Genomic DNA, 6,221 nt, shown 5'->3' on the forward strand with positions numbered 1-6,221 from the left:
GGGGCGAGTCCGCCCGCCGTGGGGTTCGGCTTCGGTCACTTCGTTCCACGAAACAGGACAAAACGCCAGGTTCCAGGTGGTTTCGCCCAGGCTCGACGGGGGAGGACTTCGAACGGGACGCCGAGTCGTCCCATCAGGCCGACGGGTGCCGCAGAGCCGGTCGTCCCGATCGACCCGATCCATCCCATGCCCGATCCATCCCAGGTGAGCCAACCGCCGGCGGACCGGCCGGTGCGGGGAGCTACCAGGACCCCTCCCCGCGCCCCGCGTCCGCACCAGGACCGCACCGCCCGTGGGCGCCTTGGTCAGCGCAGCCCGGGCGGGGCGGCCCGCCCTTTCCCGGCCGCCCCGCCCGGCGTGCCCGGGAACGCCGCGGCCCCCGGCTGCTCGTCGAACGGGACGAGCGGCCGGGGGCCGCGGGGAGTCGCGCCGCCCGGGGGCGGCGGGTCCTCCTAGTACCAGCTGTGGGCCTGCCAGAACGACCAGGCGCCGCAGGGGCTGCCGTAGCGGCTGTTCATGTAGCTGAGGCCCCACTTGATCTGGGTGGCCGGGTTGGTGCGCCAGTCGGCACCGGCCGAGGCCATCTTGGAGCCGGGCAGGGCCTGGACCAGACCGTAGGCGCCGGAGCTGCTGTTGGTCGCGGTGTAGTCCCAGCCGCTCTCGCGCTTCACGATCTGGCTGAAGCACTGGAACTGGGCGTCGTTGCCGACGATCTGCCGGGCCGTGTCCTGGACGGAACCGGGGCTGACCGAGACGGGGGGCGCGCTGTCGTCCACCGCGGACATCGCCGACCGCGCCTTGGAGCGGTTGGCGGCGGCGTCGGCGGCGGCACGCTGGTCGGCGGCGGCCTTGGCGGCCTTGTCCGCGTCGGCCTTGGCCTGAGCGTCGGCCTTCGCCTGGGCGTCCGCGGCGGCCTTCTGGCGCGCGGCCTCCTCGGCGGCCTTCTGCTCGGCGGCAGCCTTGGCGGCGGCGTCGGCGGAGGCCTGCTGGGCGGTCGCCTGCTGGCCGATGTTGTCACTTGCGGCCTGTGCCTGGGAGCCAGAGGGGACTTCGGCGAGCAGGGTCGCGCCGGCGACGTCGACCGTCTGCGTGGCCTTGACCTCGCTGCCCGAGGCCATGCCCACGACGGCACCGACAGCGGTGACCGCGGTGGCAGAGGCCACAGCAACTCCCCGGACCGAGATCCGAGTCACATGGATTCCTTCCAGCATCGCCCACGCGTGACCGTGCGGACGCAACATGCCCCTTGGCACGGACCTCCGCAGGTGCTCTGGTCACGGGAGGTACTGGCCCGGCGTCCGGTCGGAATGAGGCGACCGGGCGTTGGAATCGGGCGGCGTACGGCTCAACGGTCTTCAATTGTGTGTCCACCGACCGGAGTTGGCGGACCTTCCGGGGCCGGGCCTCCGACGAGCGGAATCCCTGCCGCGCCGTACGCGGGGCCTGACAGAACCCACACCATGCCGCACCGGGCACTGTCGACGCAATTCCCGCCCGCGTGGCGCATGTCACATTCACCGTACGGAAGTTCTTCGGACAGAAAGCACTCGATGTGATGAAAGGGACGGGGCCCGCTCCCTCAGGAGCGGGCCCCGCACAGCAAGTTGAACCTATTGTCCGACTATGCCCCGGTCAGGGGCGGTTCACGGGTGGATGTCCTCCAGCATCTCCGTGACCAGCGCCGCGATCGGCGACCGCTCCGAGCGGGTGAGCGTGATGTGCGCGAAGAGCGGATGCCCCTTCAACTTCTCCACCACCGCCACCACGCCGTCGTACCGGCCGACCCGGAGGTTGTCCCGCTGCGCCACGTCGTGGGTGAGCACCACCCGCGAGCCCTGGCCGATCCGGGACAGCACCGTCAGCAGCACGTTCCGCTCCAGCGACTGGGCCTCGTCCACGATCACGAAGGCGTCGTGCAGCGAACGCCCCCGGATGTGGGTCAGCGGCAGCACCTCCAGCATCCCGCGGCCGATGACCTCCTCGATCACGTCCGGGGTGGTGACCGCCGAGAGGGTGTCGAAGACGGCCTGGGCCCAGGGGCCCATCTTCTCCGCCTCGCTGCCGGGCAGGTAGCCGAGCTCCTGGCCGCCGACCGCGTACAGCGGCCGGAAGACCATCACCTTGCGGTGCTGCCTCCGCTCCAGCACCGCCTCCAGCCCGGCGCACAGCGCCAGCGCCGACTTGCCCGTCCCGGCCCGGCCGCCCATCGACACGATGCCGATGTCCGGGTCGAGCAGCAGGTCCAGCGCCACCCGCTGCTCGGCGCTGCGCCCGCGCAGCCCGAACGCCTCGCGCTCGCCGCGCACCAACCGGACCCGCCCGTCGCCGGTGACCCGGCCGAGCGCCCGGCCGCGCTCCGAGGTGAGCACCAGCCCGGTGTGCACCGGGAGCTCCTCGACCCCGTCGATGTCCACCGCGGCGTCGTGGCCGGCCGCGAACAGCGCGTCGACCTGGTCGGCCGCGACGTGCAGCTCGGACATGCCCGTCCAGCCGGAGGTGATCGCGAGCTCGGCCCGGTACTCCTCCGCGAGCAGGCCCACCGAGCTGGCCTTGATCCGCAGCGGGAGGTCCTTGGAGACGACGGTGACGTCGTAGCCCTCGGCCTGGAGGTTGCGGGCGACCGCCAGGATCCGGGTGTCCGCCTCGCCCCCGCCGGCCCGGTAGCCGGCCGGCAGTATCGAGACGTCCGAGTGGTTGAGCTCGACCCGGATCGTCCCGCCCAGCTCGCCCACCGGGATCGGCTCGTCGAGCCGGCCGTGGCGGATGCGGTAGTCGTCGAGCAGGCGCAGCGCCTGGCGGGCGAAGTAGCCCAGCTCGGGGTGGTGGCGCTTGGCCTCCAGCTCGGTGACGACCACCACCGGGAGGACGACCTCGTGCTCCTCGAAGCGGGTCATGGCGAGCGGGTCCGCCAGGAGCACGCTGGTGTCGAGAACGTACGTGCGCCGGTCTGGTGTCCGGCGGCTCTTGGAACTGACCACTAGGCCTCCAGAGCGGATGACCCTGCGTCATCCGCGGCAAGCCGGCCCCCGCTGCCCCGGTGGCCTCGGGACCGGACTGACTGGAGTATTCCCAGGCGGGGAGCGGTGCATTCGCGCCCCCGGCGAACTGACGGATCATTGCCGGTGAACGTTTGGCCTCGCGCGCGGCCCGGGTAGGCCAGGCCTACGGCGGTCATTCCACCCGGACGCGCGGCCGAGCGGCCCGGATCCGCCCCGGGAACGGTCGCCCGGGAGCCCCCGGCGAGCCCGTGGGAGCGCCCACCGGGGAGTCCGGCTGGCGCCGGTTCAGAGGCCGAGCCGCCGGTGCCGCTGCTCGAAGGCGCGCAGCGCGCGCAGGAAGTCGACCTTGCGGAAGGCCGGCCAGTACGCCTCGCAGAAGTAGAACTCGCTGTGGGCGCTCTGCCAGAGCAGGAATCCGGACAGTCGCTGCTCGCCCGAGGTGCGGATGATCAGGTCCGGGTCGGGCTGGTTGGCGGTGTAGAGGTGCTCCGAGATGTGCTCGACGGTCAGGATCTCGGCCAGTTCCTCGATCGGGGTGCCGCGCCCGGCGTGCTCCTGGAGCAGCGAGCGGACGGCGTCGGCGATCTCGTGCCGGCCACCGTAGCCGACCGCGACGTTGACGGTGATGCCGTCGATCCCGGCGGTCTCCTCGGCGGCGCGCTTGAGCACGTCGGCGGTGTGCTGCGGGAGCAGGTCCAGCGCGCCGACCGGGTTGACCCGCCAGCGGCGGGCGGCGGCCAGGCCGGTGACGGCGTCCTCGATGATGCCGAGCAGCGGGACCAGCTCGTCGGCGGGGCGGTCCAGGTTGTCGGTGGAGAGCATCCACAGGGTGACGACCTTGACGTGGGTCTCGTCGCACCAGCCGAGGAACTCGCTGATCTTGTCGGCGCCGCGCTGGTGGCCGTACGCGGTGGAGCCGCCGGCGGCCTTGGCCCAGCGGCGGTTGCCGTCCAGGATCACGCCGATGTGGTGCGGGGTGCGCGCGAGGTGGACCTCGACCCGTCGGCCGTAGAGCCCGTACATCCCGCCCAGCAGGGTGCGCAGCCCCGGCGTCCGTTCGGCGACATCGCGCAGACCCATGGTTTCCCGGCCCCTCCGTACTCGTTCGGACTGGTGCGTCACCGCCCCGGCGCAGCCTACTCCCGCGCGCAGGCACGCGGTAAAGCCGCAGGTAGCGGTCTGGTCACGGTCCTGTACGAAGTCTGTCGCGACGGGTGTGTCAGGGCCCGCGGGGCGGTCTGCCCGGGGTGGACACGGAACGGTCTCCGATTCCTTAAGGGAGCCGTAAGCCGGTTGTTGCGTCCTTGACGACCGGCAATGGTCTAGTCCAGCTTTTGTCCCGAGGCGGAACGAGACGATCCCGCCCCCGGAGTCACCCGCGGACCTCCCCTCCCCCACACGCGGCCGCCGCGCCCCCCACCGCGGCGGCCGCTCCTCCCCCAGGAGCGTCACCCCATGGCCCGTACCCCGCAGCAGCCCGCGCACCGGCGCCGGCGCAGCCCCCTGCCCGCCCTCGCGGCCGGCGCCACCGCCCTCGCCCTGGCCGGCGGCGGCCTCGCCCTCTTCGCCGGCGGCGCCAGCGCGGCGGACGGCAACCTGGTCGGCAACGGCGGCTTCGAGAACGGACTGGCCGGCTGGTCCTGCACCGGCGGCGCGGCCGCGGTGTCCTCGCCGACCCACTCCGGCACCGGTGCGCTGCAGGCCACCCCGGGCGCGGGCGACACCGCCGAGTGCACCCGGACCATCAGCGTGCTGCCCAACACCAGCTACACCCTGAGCGCCTGGGTCCAGGGCCCGTACGTCTACCTCGGCGCGCGCGGCACCGGCGGGACGGATCCGTCCACCTGGTCGAACCAGAACAGCTGGAACCAGCTGACCAGCACCTTCACCACCGGGGCGAACGCCACCAGCGTCACCGTCTACCTGCACGGCTGGTACGGGCAGAGCGCCTACCTCGCCGACGACGTCGCGCTGGTCGGCCCGGGCGGCACCTCCACGCCGTCCCCGACGGCCACCCCCACCGGGACGCCGACCCCGACGCCGACGGCCACCGCCACCCCGACCGCCACGGCGACCCCGACCCAGCCGCCGACCCAGACCCCGACCGCGTCGCCCACCCCCACGGCCACGCCGACCCCGACCGGCACCACCCCGCCGGCCACCGGCCTGCCGGCCCACGCGGTCACCGGCTACTGGCAGAACTTCGACAACGGCTCGACCCCGCAGCGCCTGGGCGACGTGCAGAGCGCGTACGACATCATCGCGGTCTCCTTCGCCGACGCCGTGCCGACCCGGACCGGCGCGATCAGCTTCACCCTGGACCCGGGCCTGTCCAAGGCGCTCGGCGGCTACACCGACGCCCAGTTCCGCGCCGACATCAAGGCCAAGCAGGCGGCCGGCAAGAAGGTCATCCTCTCCATCGGCGGCCAGAACGGCGCGATCACCGTCGGCGACGCCACCGCCGGGGCGAACTTCGCCGACAGCGCCTACGCGATCATCAAGGACTACGGCTTCGACGGCATCGACGTCGACCTGGAGAACGGCGTCCAGGCCGGCCCGCTCGGGGCCGCGCTGCACTCCCTGCAGGCCAAGGTCGGCCCCGGCTTCGTGCTGACCATGGCCCCCGAGACCATCGGGATGTACAGCACCTCCGGCGCCTACTTCCAGCTGGCGCTGGCCACCAAGGACATCCTGACCGTCGTCAACACCCAGTTCTACAACTCGGGCGGGATGAACGGCTGCGACGGCAAGGTCTACAACCAGGGCACGGTCGACTTCATCACCTCGCAGGTCTGCACCCACATCCAGGGCGGCCTGCGGCCCGACCAGGTCGGCATCGGCGTCCCGGCCTCCGCCAAGGCGGCCGGCGGCGGCTACGTCGACCCGTCGGTGGTGAACAACGCGCTCAACTGCCTGGCCACCGGCAACAACTGCGGTAGCTTCGTGCCGCCGGCCAAGTGGCCCACCATCCGGGGCGCGATGACCTGGTCCACCAACTGGGACGCCAACAACGGCAACGCCTTCTCCAACACGGTCGGCCCGTTCGTCCACAAGCTGCCCTGAGCCGCCCCGAGGCCCAACTCCCCACGGCGCGCCACTCCTTGAGGGTGGGGCCGGCGCGCCGACGGCGGGGCCCGCCGTACCGGATCGGTACGGCGGGCCCCGCCGCTAACAGGCCAGCACCACAGTGAGGGCCCCGAGTAGCAGGGAGGGGGCGAACGG

The 6,221-nt window shown here is 72.6% G+C and carries 4 protein-coding genes; 1 reads left to right on the forward strand and 3 read right to left on the reverse strand.

The window, feature by feature from the left end; translation table 11 throughout:
• Positions 1 to 452: 452 nt before the first annotated feature.
• The 3 genes from ACZ58X_RS30870 to ACZ58X_RS30880 form a co-directional block, all read right to left on the reverse strand.
• A complete protein-coding gene (locus tag ACZ58X_RS30870) occupies positions 453 to 1,193 on the reverse strand; it encodes an aggregation-promoting factor C-terminal-like domain-containing protein (protein WP_470336862.1) in 741 nt (246 codons plus the stop codon).
• Positions 1,194 to 1,643: 450 nt separating this feature from the next.
• Positions 1,644 to 2,978 (reverse strand): PhoH family protein, encoded by a 1,335-nt coding sequence (locus ACZ58X_RS30875; protein WP_470336863.1) that lies wholly within the window; start codon positions 2,976 to 2,978, stop codon positions 1,644 to 1,646.
• 306 nt (positions 2,979 to 3,284) lie between these two features.
• Complete coding sequence (locus tag ACZ58X_RS30880; RefSeq protein ID WP_470336864.1) at positions 3,285 to 4,079, reverse strand: isoprenyl transferase; 795 nt, start codon at positions 4,077 to 4,079, stop codon at positions 3,285 to 3,287.
• Positions 4,080 to 4,454: 375 nt separating this feature from the next.
• Between ACZ58X_RS30880 and ACZ58X_RS30885 the strand changes: the two genes are divergently transcribed.
• Positions 4,455 to 6,062, forward strand: a complete 1,608-nt coding sequence (locus ACZ58X_RS30885; protein WP_470336865.1) for a chitinase — start codon at positions 4,455 to 4,457, stop codon at positions 6,060 to 6,062.
• Positions 6,063 to 6,221 lie beyond the last annotated feature (159 nt).

Source organism: Kitasatospora sp. NPDC040550 (assembly GCF_055594965.1).